This is a genomic window from Paracoccus aurantiacus, assembly GCF_007993065.1.
Lineage (GTDB): Bacteria > Pseudomonadota > Alphaproteobacteria > Rhodobacterales > Rhodobacteraceae > Paracoccus > Paracoccus aurantiacus.
In genome coordinates this window covers 302,971-320,608 of record NZ_VOPL01000001.1, presented here as the reverse complement: position 1 = coordinate 320,608, position 17,638 = coordinate 302,971, and the positions used below count along the sequence as shown (strand labels likewise).

Here is a 17,638-nt window from a genome sequence, read left to right as displayed (position 1 = left end):
GTTCTTTCGCGCCGTTCTAACGCGTAGGACGCCTTATGGCAAAGCCCTATCGCTGGCCTGACAGAGGCGTGAGATCAAACGTTCATCTGCTGACCCAGTTCCACCACGCGGTTCGACGGCAGGCGGTAGAAATCCGTCGGTTCCGCAGACGACCGGTAAAGACCGGCGAATATCCGCCCCTGCCAGCGCGGCATCATGACGCCCTTGCCGGTCCGCAGCGATCTGCGGTTGAGGAAATAGGACGTGGACATGATGTCGAACTTGTGCCCGAAGCGCTTTGCCTCGGCCAGGGCGCGCGGCACGTTGGGCTGTTCCATATATCCGAAACGCAGCGAGGCCTTCCAGAAACCGGGCGCAACATCCTCGATCCGCACACGATCCGCATCCTCGACGCGCGGGGTATTTGCGCTTTCGACGCGGACGATGAAGTTCCGCTCGTGCAGGACGCGGTTATGCTTGAGGTTGTGGATCAGCGCCGGCGGCACGACGGACGGATCGGCGGTCAGGAACACGGCCGTGCCCTCGACACGCGTCGGCGGCTTTTCGGCCAGCTTTTGGGCCAGCATGTCCGTCTGCACGCTTTCGGAATGTATCCGGCCCTGAAGCTTGCGCATCCCGTCCGTCCAGACCAGCATCATCGCGATCGCGACAACCGCAAAGGCGATCGGAATATAACCGCCATCCGCGAATTTCAGGATATTGGCCGAGAAGAAGATCAGTTCGACCGCCAGCACCGGCAGCATGATGCCCAGCACAAGCGGCCAACGCCATCCCCAGGCCCATCTGAACACGACAATCGCGAGGATCGACGTGATGACCATGTCGCCCGTGACCGCAATTCCATAGGCATTCGCCAGCCCCTCGGATGATCCGAAGGTCAGGATCAGGGCCACAACGCCGACCAGCAGGACGAAGTTCACGCGCGGCATATAGATCTGCCCGCGCTGCGTGTCAGAGGTGTGCTGAATCTCCAGCCGGGGCAGCAGACCAAGCTGCACGGCCTGCGCCGCCACCGAAAACGCGCCTGAAATCACGGCCTGCGACGCAATCACCGTCGCAACCGTCGCGAGCAGCACGAGCGGCAGGCGGAACCAGTCGGGCGCCATCAAAAAGAACGGGTTCGCGACCGTCTCGGGGTGCGCCAGAACCATTGCCCCCTGCCCCAGATAGCTGAGTGCGAGCGCTGGAAAGACCAGCACCGTCCAGGCGATACGAATGGCCGACCGGCCGAAATGCCCCATATCCGCGTAAAGCGCCTCGGCCCCGGTCACGGCCAGAAAGACCGAACCGAGCACTGGTAGCGCCGCAAAGCCGTAATGTTCGATGAACCATGCGGCGCGAAACGGATTGAGCGCGTGAAGGATGCGCGCATCATCGGCGATATGCCCTATCCCGAGGATCGCCATGACCGAGAACCAGACCAGCATGACGGGGCCGAACAGCTTGGCGATCCGGTCAGTGCCGCCGCGCTGAACCCAGAACAGGGCAAAGACGATAAGCAGCGTCAGAGGCACCACATATTGCTGAAAACTCGGATGGATCAGCGTCAGACCCTCGACCGCCGAAAGAACCGAGATCGCGGGCGTAATCATCGAGTCGCCGAAAAACAGCGACACGCCGACGATCCCCAGCAGCATCAGAAGCAGGCGGCGGCGCGGGAAGCGCCGCGCATCCAGTGCACCCTGCGCCTTGGCGACCAGCGAAAGGGTGCCGCCCTCGCCATTATTGTCTGCGCGCAGAATCAGGATCACGTATTTCACCGTGACGATCAGCACGACCGTCCAGAACAGCAGCGACACGATGCCGATCACCGCCGTCTCGGGCAGGCCCTGCTCGTGCGCATGCACCAGCGATTCGCGCAGCGCATAAAGCGGCGAGGTGCCGATGTCGCCGTACACCACCCCAAGGCAGGCGAGGACAAGCGCTGCGCTGATTTTCTGGGAAGAATGCGCGTGATCTTCGATCACGCTGTCATCAATCGGGTCGGCCATGGGCAACCTCGGGAATTATGCTGGCGCGGCATATGCGCTTGCTGCACCGCAAAATCAAGACTTCGTCAACGGCATTTTCGGCGGCGCTTCCCGAACGCAACACCGCGCACGGGCGCGCAGCCCGACCGAGTTTGCTTGACGCTTGCGGGACGCGTGCTAGCGTTTGGCCCGACCAAGCAAGGATCACCGTCATGGCTCTCGACCGCAAACCTGCCCCGAACGATCTCTCCGCCTTCTGGATGCCTTTCACGTCGAACCGCCAGTTCAAATCGAACCCGCGCATGTTCGTTGGTGCCAAGGACATGCACTATACCACAGCCGACGGGCGGCAGGTGCTGGACGGAACCGCGGGGCTCTGGTGCTGCAACGCCGGCCATTGCCGGCCCAAGATCAACGAGGCCATCGCCCGGCAGGCCGCCGAAATGGACTATGCGCCCGCTTTCCAGATGGGCCATCCCGCCGCGTTCGAACTCGCCAATCGGGTCATCGACATCGCGCCCGAGAACATGGCGCATATGTTCTTTACCAATTCCGGCTCTGAATCGGTCGATACCGCGCTGAAGATCGCGCTCGCCTATCACCGCGTCCGGGGCGAGGGCACGCGCACCCGCTTCATCGGGCGCGAGCGTGGATATCACGGCGTAGGCTTTGGCGGCATCTCGGTCGGCGGGATCGTCAACAACCGCCGCTTCTTCGGCACAGCACTTGGCGGCGTGGATCACCTGCCCCACACGCATCTGCCGGAAAACGCTTTCACGAAAGGCATGCCCGAACACGGCGCGAACCTCGCCGATGAATTGGAGCGGCTGGTGACGCTGCACGGTGCGGAAAATATTGCCGCCGTGATCGTTGAACCCATGGCCGGTTCCACCGGCGTGCTGATGCCACCGAAGGGCTATCTGGAAAAGCTGCGCGCGATCACTGCGAAACACGGCATCCTGCTGATCTTCGACGAAGTCATCACCGGGTTCGGCCGCCTTGGCGCGCCCTTCGCGGCACAGAAGCTGGGCGTGCTGCCGGACATGATTACCTGCGCCAAGGGTTTGACCAATGGCGTCATCCCGATGGGCGGTGTGCTGACGACCGCTGAAATCCACGACGCTTTCATGACCGGCCCCGAACACGCGATCGAACTTTTCCACGGCTATACCTATTCCGGCAATCCCGTTGCCTGCGCGGCAGGCCTTGCGACGCTGGACACCTATATTGAAGAAGGGTTGCTGACCCGCGCCGAGGAACTTGCGGGCAAATGGGAGGAGGCGCTGCATTCGCTGAAGGGCCTTCCCCATGTGATCGACATCCGCAACATGGGCCTGGTCGGCGCGGTAGAGCTTCAGCCCATAGACGGCCAGCCCGGCAAACGCGCATTCGACGCCTTCCTGAAAGCCTATGACGCCGGCATCCTGATTCGCGTCACCGGCGATATTATCGCGCTGTCGCCGCCCCTGATCGTCAGCGAGGCACAGATCGACGAACTGGTCGGCAAGCTGGCCGAGGTGCTGAAGACACTCGATTGAAACCTTGCCTGAATTGATGACCTGCGCGGTCACCCCATGCCGACAGACTGGCCGGGGGTGACGCAAAACCATTGCCTGTCCGCGCGATCCGCCGCCGACGCAGAGCCATACCGGAACGATGCCTGAAATCTCTCCTCCAGCCGCGCCACCGCGGACCGATCATACGCTGATTGATGACACACAGGGCCTTGCCTATGGCAGCTTCATGGCGGCCCTGTCTGTCGTCGTGCTGACGCATCTGGGGTTCGTCACCGGGCAGACGGCGGGGATCGCGCTGCTGATTTCCTATGCGACCGGCTGGGACTGGGCCTGGGTTTTCTTTGTCGTCAACATCCCCTTCTACTGGGTCGGCTGGAAACGCTTCGGCCCTACTTTCGTCGCGAAAAGCCTGTTTGCGGTCACGCTGACCTCGGTTCTGGCGGCACTTCTGCCGCGCTATCTGAGCTTTTCGGACCTGAACCCGCTGCTGGGGGCAATCATGATCGGTGCCTTTACCGGATCGGGACTGATCGCCCTGTTCCGCCACGGGGCGAGCCTTGGCGGCATCGGGATTGTCGGCCTTTACATCCAGGACGCGACGGGCTTTCGCGCCGGTTGGGTGCAGTTGATCGTCGACGCCGCGATTTTCGCCGTTGCGCTGTTTCTGCTGGACCCGGTAGCGGTCGGGTGGTCGTTCCTTGGCGCAGTCGTGGCGAACCTGACCATCGCGATAAATCACCGTCGGGACAGATATATCGTTTGATAATTCTGGAACTCTTTGGAATGCCACGAGTTTGCCCAATGAAATCCAGAACAAGGGGACACCCATGAATTCGATCATCTATATTGTCGGCCTCGTCGTCGTGGTGCTTTTCATCCTGTCGATGCTCGGCATGCGCTAAGCGACACTTCAGGCTGCGAACAAGGCGCGGAGGGGAAACCTTCCGCGCCTTTTCCGTTGCGCCATTCCGTCGCCGCAGGGACATTCCCGCTGGCCTTTCAGCCGCCCCTGCGTTACGGGGGCGCAACTTTTTCATACAGGCCGCGTCCATGGATATCCGCAATATCGCCATCATCGCCCACGTCGACCACGGCAAGACAACGCTCGTCGACCAGCTTCTGAAGCAGTCCGGCTCGTTCCGCGAGAACCAGGCCGTGGCAGAGCGCGCCATGGACAGCAACGATATCGAGCGCGAGCGCGGCATCACCATTCTTGCCAAAGCGACCTCGGTCGAATGGAAGGGCACGCGGATCAACATCGTGGACACGCCCGGTCACGCCGATTTCGGCGGCGAAGTGGAACGTATCCTCAGCATGGTCGATGGCGTCTGCCTGCTTGTCGATGCCGCCGAAGGCCCGATGCCGCAGACGAAGTTCGTGACCTCGAAGGCGCTGGCGCTTGGGCTGAAGCCCATCGTCGTTCTTAACAAGGTCGACAAGCCAGCCGCCGAACCCGAACACGCGCTGAACGAGGTGTTCGATCTGTTCGCCAATCTCGGCGCGAATGACGAACAGCTTGATTTCCCGCATCTCTACGCCTCGGGCATCGGGGGCTGGGCGGTTGCCGATCTGGACGACGAGCGCAAGGATATGTCGGCCCTGTTCGATCTTGTGCTGAAGCATGTCGAGCCGCCGAAGCAGGTCGCAAAGGCAGATGAGCCGTTCCGCATGCTCGCCACCACGCTCGGCGCAGACCCGTTCCTTGGCCGCATCCTGACCGGTCGCGTGGAAAGCGGCCGCGCCAAGGCGGGCGATACGGTGAAGGTGCTGAACCGCCAGAACGAGCGCGTGGAACAGTTCCGCATTTCCAAGGTGCTGGCCTTCCGTGGCCTGACCCAGCAGCCGATTGATGAGGCCGTGGCCGGCGATATCGTCAGCCTTGCCGGCATGGCGAAAGGCACCGTTGCCGACACGATCTGCGCCCCCGAGGTCGAGGAAGCGATCCCCGCACAGCCCATCGACCCGCCGACGATCAGCGTAACTTTCGGCATCAACGATTCGCCGCTGGCCGGTCAGGACGGCAAGAAAGTGCAGTCGCGCGTCATCCGCGAGCGGTTGATGAAAGAAGCCGAATCCAACGTCGCGATCAAGGTCGAGGACACCCCCGGCGGCGAGGCGTTCATCGTTTCGGGACGCGGCGAATTGCAGATGGGCGTGCTGATTGAAAACATGCGCCGCGAAGGGTTCGAGCTGTCGATCAGCCGCCCGCGCGTCATTTTCGGCGAAGAAGACGGCCAGCGGATCGAACCGGTCGAGGAAGTCATTATCGACGTCGATGACGACTATACCGGCGCTGTGATCGAAAAGCTGACCGGCGACCGCAAGGGCGAGATGGTCGATATGCGCCCCGCCGGTCACGGAAAGACCCGGATCGTGGCCCATGTGCCCTCGCGCGGGCTGATCGGCTATCACGGCGAATTCATGACCGATACCCGCGGCAACGGCGTGCTGAACCGTATTTTCCACGGCTGGACGCCCTATAAAGGCGCCATTCAGGGGCGGCGCCAGGGTGTCCTGATCTCGATGGAAAACGGCGTGTCGGTCGCCTACGCGCTGTGGAACCTGGAAGAACGCGGCAAGCTTTTCATCGGCGCGCAGGAACAGGTCTATACCGGAATGGTCATCGGCGAGCACAGCCGCGACAACGATCTTGAGGTTAACCCGCTGAAGGGCAAGAAGCTGACCAACGTGCGGGCCTCGGGCACCGACGAGGCCGTGCGTCTGACCCCGCCCGTGCGCATGTCGCTGGAAGAAGCCATCGCCTATATCGACGATGACGAACTGGTCGAGGTCACGCCCAAGAACATCCGCCTGCGCAAGCGCCATCTGGACCCGCATGAGCGCAAACGGGCGGCCCGCGCCGAATAAGCATCACAAGCAGACGCCCGCCGCCGCGCGGGCGTCATGCATCATGGACTGACCGTTGCTGAATGGCTTCGGGCGCGGTCCTTACTCTCCGAATGTCTGGGTGATCCAGCCATTGATCCGCGTCGCAACCGGGGCAGTCTGTCCGGGCGACAGGATATCGCCCGCGATGACATGGCCCGACGGATCGTCACCCGGCCCGAGCGTCACCTCTGCTTCCGTCACCTTGCCACCCCAGCTTTGCAGGACCGCACGCGTCGCATCGGCATCTACGACCTGATCATCCTTTGAAAACAGGGCAAGAAGCGGCTGGTGGGCGTCGGCGAAGCTGCCCTTCTTCGCCTCGTCCAGAAGTGCTGCCATCGGCAGGAGCGCAACAGTCGGGTAGCAGCTTGTCCAATATTCGCGATGCCGGTCGTTTCGCGGTTCGAAACAGCGGGTGCCTGCGCCGATCAGTGGCAGCCAGTGACGTGCCAATGGCAGGCGCAGCGCGAATGCGCCACGTGCCTTAAGCCCGAAATTGGGCGAAATCAGGACCACCCCACTGATGTCCGGCCCAAGCACCGGGTCGCGCGCCGCCAATGCCGCGAGCGTGCCTCCGGTCGAGGTGCCGATTACGACGACCTTCTCGCCGATGCGCTTGCCGATCGCGATTGCTTCGGCGACGTCACGGCTCCAGTCGCTGACGCGCGCGGTTGCCATGGATTCGCTGTCGAGCCCGTGCCCGCTGAGCCGCGCGAAATAAAGATTCGATCCGCGCCAGGCAGCGATCAGGTCCGGCACCGGACGGATTTCCTGCGACGTCGCGGAAAATCCGTGCAGATAGACAAGCGCTACCGGCGTTTTGACATTCGGCCTGCCCGCCCAGACGATCCGCTTGGAAACCTCGGGCCGGACGCCGCTTTCTTCCTGGTAGAGCCACGCGTCGAGATCCTCTGGCAGCTCGGCGATGGCGGGCGGCCGGAACGTCCCCGGCTCTCGCGGGCCGAATAGCAGGATCAGCACGATCACGCCCAAAATGACGGCGAGAACCAGCGCAGCCACGCCGATCACCCGGCGTCCGCGCCGCGGCGAGGGTGCTGCCTTTGGTACCTTGCCGGCAGGCAGTGGCCGGCCCTTTCGGGGCGGGGCCTTCTTGGCGGCAGGGCGGCGTTTGGCAGGTTCATTCTTCTTAGCCACGAAGAACCTCGGCGATCGCCCCGGTAATCAGCGAAAGGCATTCCGGGGTCGAAAAGCGGTGGTCTGCACCCTTGACCAGAACCAGTCGCAGATCAGGGCTGTCGGCATGGTCCATCAGCCGCAACGCCCAGTCACGCGGGACATCCTCATCCGCGGTGCCTTGCAGCAGGCGCACCGGGAATGGCAGCGCCAGCGGCTTATCAAGGACAAGCTGATCGCGTCCCTCTTCGATCAGGCGGCGGGTGATCACATATGGCTCGTCGGAATATTCCGAAGGAAGCTCCCACCGGCCATCGCGCAGCAAGGAGGCGCGCTGCGCCTCGTCAGCGCTGTCCCAGTAACCGATTTCGGTGAAATCCGGCGCCGCAGCGATGCCCACCAGTCCGGCCACTTTTTCGGGCATCGCGCGCGCGACAAGAAGCGAAATCCAGCCCCCCATCGACGACCCGACCAGCACCTGAGGCCCGTCAGTCAGCGCCGAGATCGCGGCGATCGCATCTGCAGCCCACGCCCCGATTTCGCCATCCTCGAATGCACCACCCGATTCGCCGTGGCCGGAATAGTCGAAGCGCAGATAGGCGCGCCCGTCTCGCGCCGCCCAATCCGCCAGATATTCGGCCTTCGTTCCGCGCATGTCCGACCTGAAGCCGCCAAGGAATACCACACCCGGCCCCTTGCCCGGCTGACGCTCAAAAGCGATACGGCGGCCCGCAGGCCCGTCGAGAAATTCAGTCATCAGCGTTCCGTCAGTTTCAGCTCGATCCGGCGGTTCCTGGCGCGGTTTTCAGCCGAATCATCTGGCGCCACGGGTCGCGTATCGGCGAATCCTGTTGGCGCCAGCCGGTCGGCCGGGAAACCCAACTCGTCCACCATATAGCGAACGACCGCAAGAGCCCGCGCCTGACTCAACTCCCAATTGTCACGATACCGCCCAACGCCCGAAAGCGGCGTCGAATCCGTATGCCCGTCAACGCGGATCACCCAGTCAATCTCTGGCGGGATGGTCTTTGCGATCTCGTCCAGCATGGTCGTGACTCGCGCGACGCTGGTGCGCCCGGCGTCGGAAAGCGTCGCCTCGCCAGTGCCGAACAAAACCTCGGACTGGAACACGAAGCGGTCGCCCACCACCTCCACGCCGGCGCGGCCCTGCAAGATCTCGCTCAGCCGACCGAAGAATTCCGAACGATAGCGCGCCAGATCGGCAGCCTCTTCCTCCAGCCGCTTGCGCTCTGCTTCCTCAAGCGTCAGGCGGCGCTGCTGTTCCTGCGACGCCTGTAAAAGCGCTGCGTTCAGTTGCTGGCCCAGATCTTCCAGCTTCACCTCGGCGGCCTGATTGTCGCTTTCGCTCAGGTTCAGGGCCTGCTGAATCGAGGCAAGCTGCTGGTTCAGCGTGGAAACCTGCTGGTTCAGCAGCGCGACGCGGCGCTGCGCCTCGGTCGAGGCCTGCTCCTGACCGGCAAGCTTGTCCTGCGCCAGCGCCAGCAATGCTGCCTGCCGCTCGGCCTCTGTTGCGGACTGGCCCGCTTCGGCGGTCAGGTCGCGCTTTGCGGCCTCTGCCGCGGCAAGCAGGGTCAGCGTTTCCTCGGCCTTCTTGCGGCTTTCCTCCAGCGAGAGGGTCATCGCGGTCAGTTCCGCTTCGGATGCCTTCAGCTTCTCGCGCAGCGCCTCTGCGGCGGCGGCTTCGGCAAGGCGTCCCTGCTCTGCCTCGCTCAATTGCGCGCCGGTCGCGCTGTTTTTCGCCTCCAGATCAGCCACCAGCGCCTGAAGCGCCTCGCGACGCGCGGCGGCAAGGCGGGCCTGTTCCGTCTGCGCGTCGATTTCGTCACGGGCCGAGGCAAGTGCGGCCTCTGCGGTGCTGGCGCGCTGATCTTGTGTATCACGCGCCGCTGCCAGCCGCGCGACCTGTGCCTCGAAGTCCAGAAGCTGCTGTTGCGCCTCGGTCAGCCCGGCCTGGGCGCGGGCGCGTTCGTCCTGCGTGACCGACAGCGTGCTGGACAGCCCCGCAACCTGATCGCTCAACTGCCCGAGCTGGCTTTCCTGACGATCGACCGTATCGCGCAAGGCAGATTGCACCACCATGAAGATGGTGATGACGAACATCAGCACCATCAGCAGGGCCGTCATCGCATCGACAAATCCCGGCCAGATCGTGGCCGAGAAGCGGTTGCCGCCCCTGCCGCGCGACAGCGCCATCAGGACCGCCCGAGCGCGCGCAGCGCCTCGGTCAGCTCAACAATCTCTCGCTTCAGATCCGCCGTCGAAAGCTGTCGCGCTGCGGCGGTTTCCTGCACCAGCCGCCCCAGCGATTCGTCGATGGACCGCAGATGTGTTCCCATTTCATCGCTGATCCCGCGCTGATTTTCGCCGCCAGGCCCCGCCAGACGTTCCTGCCCTTCGGCCATGCGGCTAAGGGCGCGCCCGATCTCGATCATGCTGTCGGGGCGCGATTCCGTGGCGCGGACAAGACGGTCCTGACCGTCGGCAAGCCGGCTCATCGCGCTCGACATTTCGCCGAGACGGCTGACATTCGCTTCGGAATCGTCAAGCATGAACTGGCCAAGGCGTTCGACGTTGCGCGCCATCAGAAGCACCCGCTCATCCGCCTCGATCGCTTCCTGCTCGCGGATTTCGTCGCGTTCGGCATAAAACGACTGCAGCTCTCCCATCTGCCCTGCGATCTGATCGAGAAAGCCCAGAATGCTCGCCTGATCCAGCTTGTCGCTGTCGTCCCCCGCGATCCCAAGTCGGGTGAAGCCCGACAGCCATTCCTCAAGCTCTCGGTAGAACCGGTTCTGGCCGTGGGTCGCGAACAGTTCCAGCAGACCGACAACCAGCGACCCTGCCAGACCAAGCAGGGATGAGGAAAAGGCAACGGCCATGCCGCCAAGCTGCGCCTCGAGCCCCGTCATCAGCTTGTCGAAGACCTGCATCCCCGTCTCTCCCTCTTGCGGGGCAAGGGCGCGGATCGTGTCGACAACCGCGGGCACGGTGGTGGCAAGCCCGTAGAATGTGCCGAGAAGTCCAAGAAATATCAGAAGGTTGGACAGATAACGTGTGATGTCGCGCGCCTCGTCGATGCGGGTCGCGACAGATTCGAGGATGGAGCGTGCCGACCCGGTCGAGATGACCCCGCCGACCGGTCCGCGCGCACCAAGAAGTGCCGCCAAAGGCGCCAGCAGCCGCGGCGCGCGATCCTCGCCCTCGCCGACGGTGGCGACGCCCCGTTCGGCGGCATTTCGGCGGCGTTCGGCAAAACGTTCGATCCAGCTGACCGACTGGATCAGTTGTGCGACTTGCCAGAAACAGGCCAGCACACCAATCACAAAAACGCATAAAATCAGACCGTTAAGCCATGGATTTGCAGCAAAGATCGGCAGGATGCGGCTATAGGCGAACCAGCCCCCTGCGCCGACCAGCACAGAAACGAAAAGCATCAGCACGATCTGGCGCACCGGCTGGCTGAAATGCGGCTGAATGACCTTGCGTTCCTGCGCGCGTCGCGCCGTCAGGCGACGCGTCGGGCGCACAGGTTCGTCGCCGCCGACCCTGCGCGTCCCGGCTGCGGTGCCCTTGCCGCTGTCTGGCATGGCCGACCCCGTCTGATCCTTCGCATGGGCGGCGGGGTCTGAACCGGGCGGCGTCTCATCACTCATCACAGGTCTCCGGTCGGGCTTCTGAACAGAGAGTTTATCAGCCCCTTCGCATCTGCCAACCGCGGAATTCTTCTTTTATCCGCACAGTTTGCGAACTTCGTCGGCAAGCGCATCAAGTTCCGGGTCCGACAGACCGAGTTCCGCAAGATGTGCTGCCGTATTATACAAATAATCCCGGTTCGGGCCTCGCCCGCCGCTGGCTGTCGCGATGATCCTCGCCTGTTCGCCGGAACAAAGCCCCCCGGCATATTGTTCATGCCCGGGCTGCATCACATAGGTAATTGCGTCAACGCGCCGGCCATCGGCAAGCTGGACCGGCAGCAGCGCCTCGCGATAGGCGTAGGTCGTCAATTCGCGTTCGCGCACCGCCGCGATGACCTCGGGCCAGTCCTGTTCGGCGACGCGCAGCGCCACGCCCCGGCAGCTTGCGCCTTCTGCCTCGTCCAGCCCGAGCACAAGGCCGGGGTTTTCAGGCGTCCCGCGATAGCGGATCGAGCGCAGGCAGAAGCTGCGGTGAAACCCTTCCAGCGTGCCGACGACGCGCTCTGCCACCGCGAAGCCGGGGTCCCACATCAGCGAGCCATAGGCGAACAGCCAGTAATCAACCTTCATCACAGCCTCTTTCGTCCACGCCCATTCTAGGCTTACATTCGCCCGGTTCCAAGATCGGCAATCACAAGAGGCCTTTGCGTGCGAATTCTGCTTATCTGTCTGGCATTGCTTGCGCTTTTTCTGGGCGCGGCATGGTATGGCGGCGAAACCTGGCTAAGCCGGGTGGCGCGCGACATGGCCGCGTCAGGGTCTGGTTTTACGGCGGCAGAGGTTGCACCGCTGCGCAACCCGACACGGATCGGGCTGCGGCTCGACGGGGTTGAGATCGGCGATTCCGTCACCGGCCTGTCTGCGCCCGATCTTGACGTCTATGCCCCGATCAGCGCGCCGAACACGATGGTGCTTTCGCTGCCGCAGACGCTTGGCCTGCGCATCGGCTCGGTTCCCGTCCAGCTTGGTCTTGACGCGGCAGAGGCGCGGGCCTCGGTCGCGCCGACGCATGAAATGGCGGTGCGCCGCGCCGGGGTCGAGGCGCGGGGCGTGACGCTGGACGGTTCGCCCTTGCTGGACGATCTGTCGGTTCAGGCGAAACTGGCGCATATGGGGACGGCGGCGCCTCGGCTGTCTCGCGCGGCTTATGCGCTGATGCTTGCGGTTGACGGGCTTTCGCTGGCCGGTCTGACCCAAAAGGCGACGCTTGGCGGCCCGGTTCAGCTTTGGCTGAGCGAGGTGCCGGGTCAGGCCATGCTGGAAGGCCGCGTGCCGCCCCCTGCATTGACAGGCATACAGACAACCGGATTGCGCCTGTCGCTTGGCCCGGAGATCGAGGCGCGCCTGATCGGACGCATCGAGGCCGATCAGGCTGGTTTCGCCGCCGGAGAGATGGCGCTTTATACCACAGACGCAGATGCGTTCATTCAGGCTGCTGTGCAGGCCGGCCTTCTTCCACAAGATGCCGCGATGATGGCAGGCACGCTTCTGAACAATCTGTCGGAAACCCCTGTCGGCGCGGATGACAGCGCGGCACCTGTCACCCCAATGAACGCCGAGGAACAGGCGCTCGATACCGCGACAGCAGCGCCGGATGCCGATCTTGTCGTATCGCTTCCGCCTGCCGCAGACGGCGAAATTCGCCTGCCGCTTATCCTGCGCGACGGTCAGGCGCGGCTGGGAAACATTCCCATCGGCCCTGCCCCGCGGCTATCGCTTGACCCGGCCACAACCCGCACCCGGTCCGGGTCCATGTAGCGCTTCGCCGGTCAGTGCGCCTCGGCCCAGCTGTTGCCGATCCCCGCATCGACCACAAGCGGCACAGAAAGCTGCACCGCCGGTTCAGCCGCCGATTCCATGACCGTGCGCGCCTTGTCGATAAGGCGGTCAGTCGCGCCGTCCTCAACTTCAAAGACCAGCTCGTCGTGAACCTGCAACAACATCTTCGCCGGCAGCCCCGCGATTGCATCGGGCATGCGGATCATGGCGCGACGGATGATATCGGCAGCCGCTCCCTGAATGGGCGCGTTGATCGCCGCACGCCGCGCACCGCCCGCCTGCGGTCCGCTGGAATTGATACCGGGCGTCGGGATGCGCCGGCCGAAGATTGTACGCACGAAGCCGTCGCGTTTCGCGTTGGCGATGGTCTGGTCCATATAGGCGCGTATTTCAGGGAATCGTTCGAAATAGGTGTCGATGAAGGCCTGCGCTTCGGCGCGCGGGATGCGCAGATTGCGCGACAGACCGAAGCCCGAAATTCCGTATATAACGCCGAAATTGATCGCCTTCGCCTGCCGGCGGATCATCGGGTCCATCCCTTCCACGGGCACGCCGAACATCTGGCTGGCAGTCATGGCGTGAATGTCGATGCCTTCGCGGAATGCCTCTTTCAGCGCCGGAATATCGGCGACATGGGCGAGAACACGCAGCTCGATCTGGCTGTAATCGAGGCTGACGAGCTTGTGGCCCGGCGTGGCAATAAACGCCTCGCGGATGCGGCGGCCTTCCTCGGTTCGGATCGGGATATTCTGCAGGTTCGGTTCGGTCGAGGCGAGACGCCCGGTCTGCGCCCCCGCGATCGCGTAGCTGGTATGAACACGGCCGGAATCGGCATTCACATGCGTCTGAAGGGCATCCGTGTAAGTCGATTTCAGCTTCGAGATCTGGCGCCAGTCCAGCACCCGCGCGGGCAGGTCGTGACCTTCCGCCGCCAGATCCTCCAGCACGTCTGCGCTTGTCGAATAAGCGCCTGTCTTGCCCTGCTTGCCGCCCTGAAGCCCCATCTGATCGAACAGGATTTCGCCCAACTGCTTGGGGCTGCCGACGTTGAATTTCGCGCCCGCAAGCCCGTGAATCTCGTCCTCCAGCGCGGCCATGCGTTGCGCAAATACATTGGACATGCGCGAAAGATGTTCCTGATCAACCTTGATGCCAGCCATTTCCATATCGGCCAGCACAGGCACCATCGGTCGTTCAAGCGTCTCATAGGCGGTCGTCACGGCCGTCGGCGAAAGCTGCGGACGCAGCGTCTGCCACAACCGCCACGTGACTTCGGCATCCTCGCCGGCATAGGGCGTCGCCTTGTCGAGCGGCACCTGATCGAAGGTGATCTGCGACCTGCCCGACCCGATCAGGTCCTTGATCGGCATCGGCTTGTGGCCCAGCACACGTTCTGACAGCCCGTCCATGCCGTGGCTGAACAGATCGCTGCCCATCGCATAGGACATCAGCATCGTATCCTCGATGGGGGCCATTCGGATGCCGTGGCGGGCCAGCATCTTCCAGTCATATTTGATATTGTGGCCGACCTTCAGGATCGCGGTGTCTTCCAGGATCGGTTTCAGCTTCGCGAGCACTAGATCAAGCGCCAGTTGACCATCCAGCCGCGCGCCTGAATCGAACAGATCGCCGCCACCCGAAACATGGGCAAGCGGGATGTAGCAGGCCATGCCCGCGCCGGTGCACAACGAAATGCCGACCAGATCGGCGGTCATTTCGTTCAGCCCGGTCGTTTCGGTGTCGATGGCGACCGCGCCAAACCCGGCGATGGATGCGATCCATGTGTCAAGCTCTGCCTCGGTCGTGACGGTCTGATAATTCGCCGTATCGACTGGCGGCCAGTCCGGCCCTGCTGCGATGTCGGTAGATGACGCAGCGGGCTTGTCGGGGATAGCCGGCGCTTCGGCACCGAATTTCTCGGCCACGCGGTTGCTGAGGGTCCGAAACTCCATCTCTGTCAGAAAACCCAGCAGGGCTTCCGGGTCGGGGTCGGCGATTTCCAGACTGTCCAAGCTGAAATCAAGCGGCGTGTCGCAATCAAGCTGCACGAGCCGCTTCGAGACGCGGATCTGATCAGCGAAGTCGATCAGTGTCTGGCGGCGCTTGGGCTGCTTGATCTGATCCGCATTGGCCAGAAGGTTTTCAAGATCGCCATATTCGTTAATAAGCAGGGCCGCAGTCTTGATGCCGATGCCCGGCGCGCCCGGCACGTTGTCAACGCTGTCGCCTGCCAGCGCCTGAATGTCGACGACCCGGTCGGGTCCGACGCCGAACTTCTCCTCGACCTCCTCGGGGCCGATTTCCTTGTTCTTGATCGGGTCGAGCATTGTGACACCGTCGCCGACAAGCTGCATCAGATCCTTGTCCGAACTGATGATCGTTGCCCGTCCCCCGGCCTCGCGCGCCTGACAGGCAAGCGTGGCGATGATGTCATCGGCCTCGTAACTTTCGATCTCGATACAGGCGATATTGAAGGCGCGCGTCGCGTCGCGGGTCAGCGGGAATTGCGGCTTCAGCTCTTCCGGCAGGGGCGGACGGTTGGCCTTGTAATCGGCGAAAATGTCGTTGCGGAACGTCTTGGCGCTGTGGTCGAAGATCACCGCAACATGTGTCGGCGCATCCGCACCCTTCGCATCCTGAACATATTTCCACAGCATATTGCTGAACCCGGCCACGGCGCCGATGGGCAGACCATCGGATTTGCGTGTCAGTGGCGGCAGCGCGTGGAATGCACGGAAGATGAAGGCAGAGCCGTCAATCAGGTGAAGGTGATGGCCCTTGCCGAATGCGTTGGACATGCGAGGCTCCTTTCGTCCCGCATGTTCTGCCACAGCCGGCGCGCGGGGCAAAGCCCGGCCGTGCCGTGGTCAGTGATCGTCGTGAACGTGCTCGCGATCAACCACGAAACGCTTGTCGCAATAGGCGCAATCGACATAGCCGGTGAAGGGCGAGATCTGCATCCAGACACGCGGATGACCAAGCCCCCGCGATTCGTCGCCCTGACAGGCCACTTTCCAGCTTGTGACGGTTTCGGTTTCTAGCGGCGGAAATGCGTCGGGCGCGTCCTGTCCGGTGGACAGCGGCGATTCTGGAAGGACGAATTCGTTCTCGGTCATGGAGGGCCTTCTTGTCGGCAAAGGCAGGATAGGGTCTAACCCCACATAGCCGACCGCGCGCGCGCTCGCAAGAACGCCAGCCGCCAGACTGCCAGGGACGACAATGACCAAGACACCGAATGCAATCGAGATCACAGGTCTGCGCAAGACCTACCGCGCGGCAGGCAATGCACCGCCGAAAGAGGCATTGAAGGGCATTGACCTGACCATACCGGCCGGGTCGATCTTCGGTTTGCTGGGGCCGAATGGCGCAGGAAAATCGACCACAATCAATATTCTTGCCGGGTTGGTGAACAAAACGGCGGGCAATGTCGTGATCTGGGGTTTCGATCAGGACGTGAACCCGCGCAACTCTCGCGCCGCAATCGGCGTCATGCCGCAAGAGCTGAATATCGACCCGTTCCTGTCGCCCCGCGCCAGTCTGGAGGTGCAGGCAGGGCTTTACGGGGTGCCGAAATCCGAACGCTGGACGGATGATCTGCTGGCGCTTGTCGGGCTGTCCGATCAGGCCGAAAGCTATTCGCGCAATCTTTCGGGCGGGATGAAGCGGCGGCTTCTTCTGGCCAAGGCGCTTGTCCATCGCCCGCAGGTGCTGGTGCTGGATGAACCAACAGCAGGTGTCGATATCGGGCTGCGAGAGATGCTTTGGCAGAATGTCCGCCGCCTGAACGAACAGGGCATGACGATCATTCTGACAACCCATTACCTTGAGGAGGCCGAGCAGATGTGCGACCGCATCGCCATCATCGACCGGGGTGAGGTTCTGGTCGAGGACACGACCGCCGCGCTCGTCTCTCGTGCGGATGGCAAGACGCTGGTGATCGAGACAGATGACACCACGCTCCCCGCCCTGCCTGACGGCGTGACGCCGGAACGGCGCAACGACGGGCGGCTTGCGCTCAGCTATCAACCCTCGCGCATTCAGCCCGATGCGATCATCGACGCGCTGCGTGGCGGCGGCGTGCCAATCCGCGATATCGCGATCGAACAGCCGCGGCTGGAAGACGTCTTTGTGGAACTGACCCGGCACTAGCCTGCGACGCTTGACTGACCTTATGCAGGCGCGTCACCGCAAAAGGCGCGCGCCTGACGCTGCAGATTCGGCGTCAGCTGTTCAGGCGGGCACCAGCACCATCGGACCCATTACGCGCCCACCGAGGATGTGCAGGTGAAAATGCGGCACTTCCTGCACGCCGTCGCTTCCGGCATTTGTGATGGCGCGAAAGCCGTGACCGCCCTCGGCCGTCGATAACCCCTCGGCCTTGGCGATCTGCGCGCAGGCCCGCAAGAAATCGGTGATTTCCTCGGGTGAGGCATTCTCGGCAAAGTCGTCAAACGTGACGTATTTGCCCTTCGGGATCACGAGAACATGGCTTGGCGCCTTGGGCTGGATATCCCGAAAAGCCAGCGTATGTTCGGTTTCCAGCACGGTATCATTAGGAATCTCGCCACGCAGAATGCGCGCGAAAATATTGCTGTCGTCATAATCATGGGGCATCGGCATCTCCTTCACGGGC

14 protein-coding genes are annotated in these 17,638 nt (G+C 62.9%); 5 read left to right on the top strand and 9 right to left on the bottom strand.

The genetic code is table 11. The features are described 5' to 3' along the window. Positions 1 to 74 precede the first annotated feature (74 nt). A complete protein-coding gene (locus FQV27_RS01545; RefSeq protein WP_147096085.1) occupies positions 75 to 1,991 on the bottom strand; it encodes a potassium transporter Kup in 1,917 nt (638 codons plus the stop codon). Between the two features lie 191 nt (positions 1,992 to 2,182). On the opposite strand from FQV27_RS01545, the gene aptA reads away from it, so the two are divergent. From aptA to typA, 3 genes are all read left to right on the top strand, one after another. Next, positions 2,183 to 3,508 (top strand): omega-aminotransferase AptA, encoded by a 1,326-nt coding sequence (gene aptA / locus FQV27_RS01540; protein ID WP_147096083.1) that lies wholly within the window; start codon positions 2,183 to 2,185, stop codon positions 3,506 to 3,508. A 118-nt stretch (positions 3,509 to 3,626) separates the two neighbouring features. Next, complete coding sequence (locus tag FQV27_RS01535) at positions 3,627 to 4,250, top strand: YitT family protein (RefSeq protein ID WP_147096081.1); 624 nt, start codon at positions 3,627 to 3,629, stop codon at positions 4,248 to 4,250. A 287-nt stretch (positions 4,251 to 4,537) separates the two neighbouring features. Beyond that, on the top strand, positions 4,538 to 6,355 hold the full coding sequence (gene typA / locus FQV27_RS01530) for a translational GTPase TypA (protein ID WP_147096079.1): 1,818 nt from the start codon (positions 4,538 to 4,540) through the stop codon (positions 6,353 to 6,355). A gap of 81 nt (positions 6,356 to 6,436) precedes the next feature. On the opposite strand, the gene FQV27_RS01525 is transcribed toward typA, so the two are convergent. The 5 genes from FQV27_RS01525 to FQV27_RS01505 all read right to left on the bottom strand — a co-directional run bounded on the left by FQV27_RS01525 (position 6,437) and on the right by FQV27_RS01505 (position 11,796). Further along, a complete protein-coding gene (locus tag FQV27_RS01525) occupies positions 6,437 to 7,531 on the bottom strand; it encodes an alpha/beta hydrolase (RefSeq protein ID WP_222611650.1) in 1,095 nt (364 codons plus the stop codon). Next, the gene (locus FQV27_RS01520; RefSeq protein WP_147096077.1) at positions 7,524 to 8,267 is read right to left on the bottom strand and encodes an alpha/beta fold hydrolase; all 744 of its coding nucleotides are present in this window, start codon (positions 8,265 to 8,267) and stop codon (positions 7,524 to 7,526) included. Before FQV27_RS01520 ends, FQV27_RS01525 begins: the two co-directional genes overlap by 8 nt. Beyond that, positions 8,267 to 9,724 (bottom strand): peptidoglycan -binding protein, encoded by a 1,458-nt coding sequence (locus FQV27_RS01515; RefSeq protein ID WP_147096075.1) that lies wholly within the window; start codon positions 9,722 to 9,724, stop codon positions 8,267 to 8,269. Before FQV27_RS01515 ends, FQV27_RS01520 begins: the two co-directional genes overlap by 1 nt. Continuing rightward, positions 9,724 to 11,184, bottom strand: coding sequence for a hypothetical protein (locus FQV27_RS01510; RefSeq protein ID WP_246132958.1), 1,461 nt, complete (start codon positions 11,182 to 11,184; stop codon positions 9,724 to 9,726). Before FQV27_RS01510 ends, FQV27_RS01515 begins: the two co-directional genes overlap by 1 nt. Before the next feature lie 75 nt (positions 11,185 to 11,259). Further along, positions 11,260 to 11,796, bottom strand: a complete 537-nt coding sequence (locus FQV27_RS01505) for a gamma-glutamylcyclotransferase (RefSeq protein ID WP_147096073.1) — start codon at positions 11,794 to 11,796, stop codon at positions 11,260 to 11,262. 78 nt (positions 11,797 to 11,874) lie between these two features. On the opposite strand from FQV27_RS01505, the gene FQV27_RS01500 reads away from it, so the two are divergent. After that, entirely contained in the window at positions 11,875 to 12,984 is a 1,110-nt protein-coding gene (locus FQV27_RS01500) for a DUF2125 domain-containing protein (RefSeq protein WP_147096071.1), read from the top strand. An 11-nt stretch (positions 12,985 to 12,995) separates the two neighbouring features. Here FQV27_RS01500 and polA read toward each other — a convergent pair whose 3' ends face one another. Then, a complete protein-coding gene (gene polA, locus FQV27_RS01495; RefSeq protein ID WP_147096069.1) occupies positions 12,996 to 15,803 on the bottom strand; it encodes a DNA polymerase I in 2,808 nt (935 codons plus the stop codon). A 69-nt stretch (positions 15,804 to 15,872) separates the two neighbouring features. Further along, positions 15,873 to 16,121, bottom strand: coding sequence for a zinc-finger domain-containing protein (locus FQV27_RS01490; RefSeq protein WP_147096068.1), 249 nt, complete (start codon positions 16,119 to 16,121; stop codon positions 15,873 to 15,875). A 103-nt stretch (positions 16,122 to 16,224) separates the two neighbouring features. On the opposite strand from FQV27_RS01490, the gene FQV27_RS01485 reads away from it, so the two are divergent. Beyond that, positions 16,225 to 17,154, top strand: a complete 930-nt coding sequence (locus tag FQV27_RS01485) for an ABC transporter ATP-binding protein (RefSeq protein WP_147096066.1) — start codon at positions 16,225 to 16,227, stop codon at positions 17,152 to 17,154. An 81-nt stretch (positions 17,155 to 17,235) separates the two neighbouring features. On the opposite strand, the gene FQV27_RS01480 is transcribed toward FQV27_RS01485, so the two are convergent. Then, on the bottom strand, positions 17,236 to 17,619 hold the full coding sequence (locus tag FQV27_RS01480; protein WP_147096064.1) for an HIT domain-containing protein: 384 nt from the start codon (positions 17,617 to 17,619) through the stop codon (positions 17,236 to 17,238). Positions 17,620 to 17,638 lie beyond the last annotated feature (19 nt).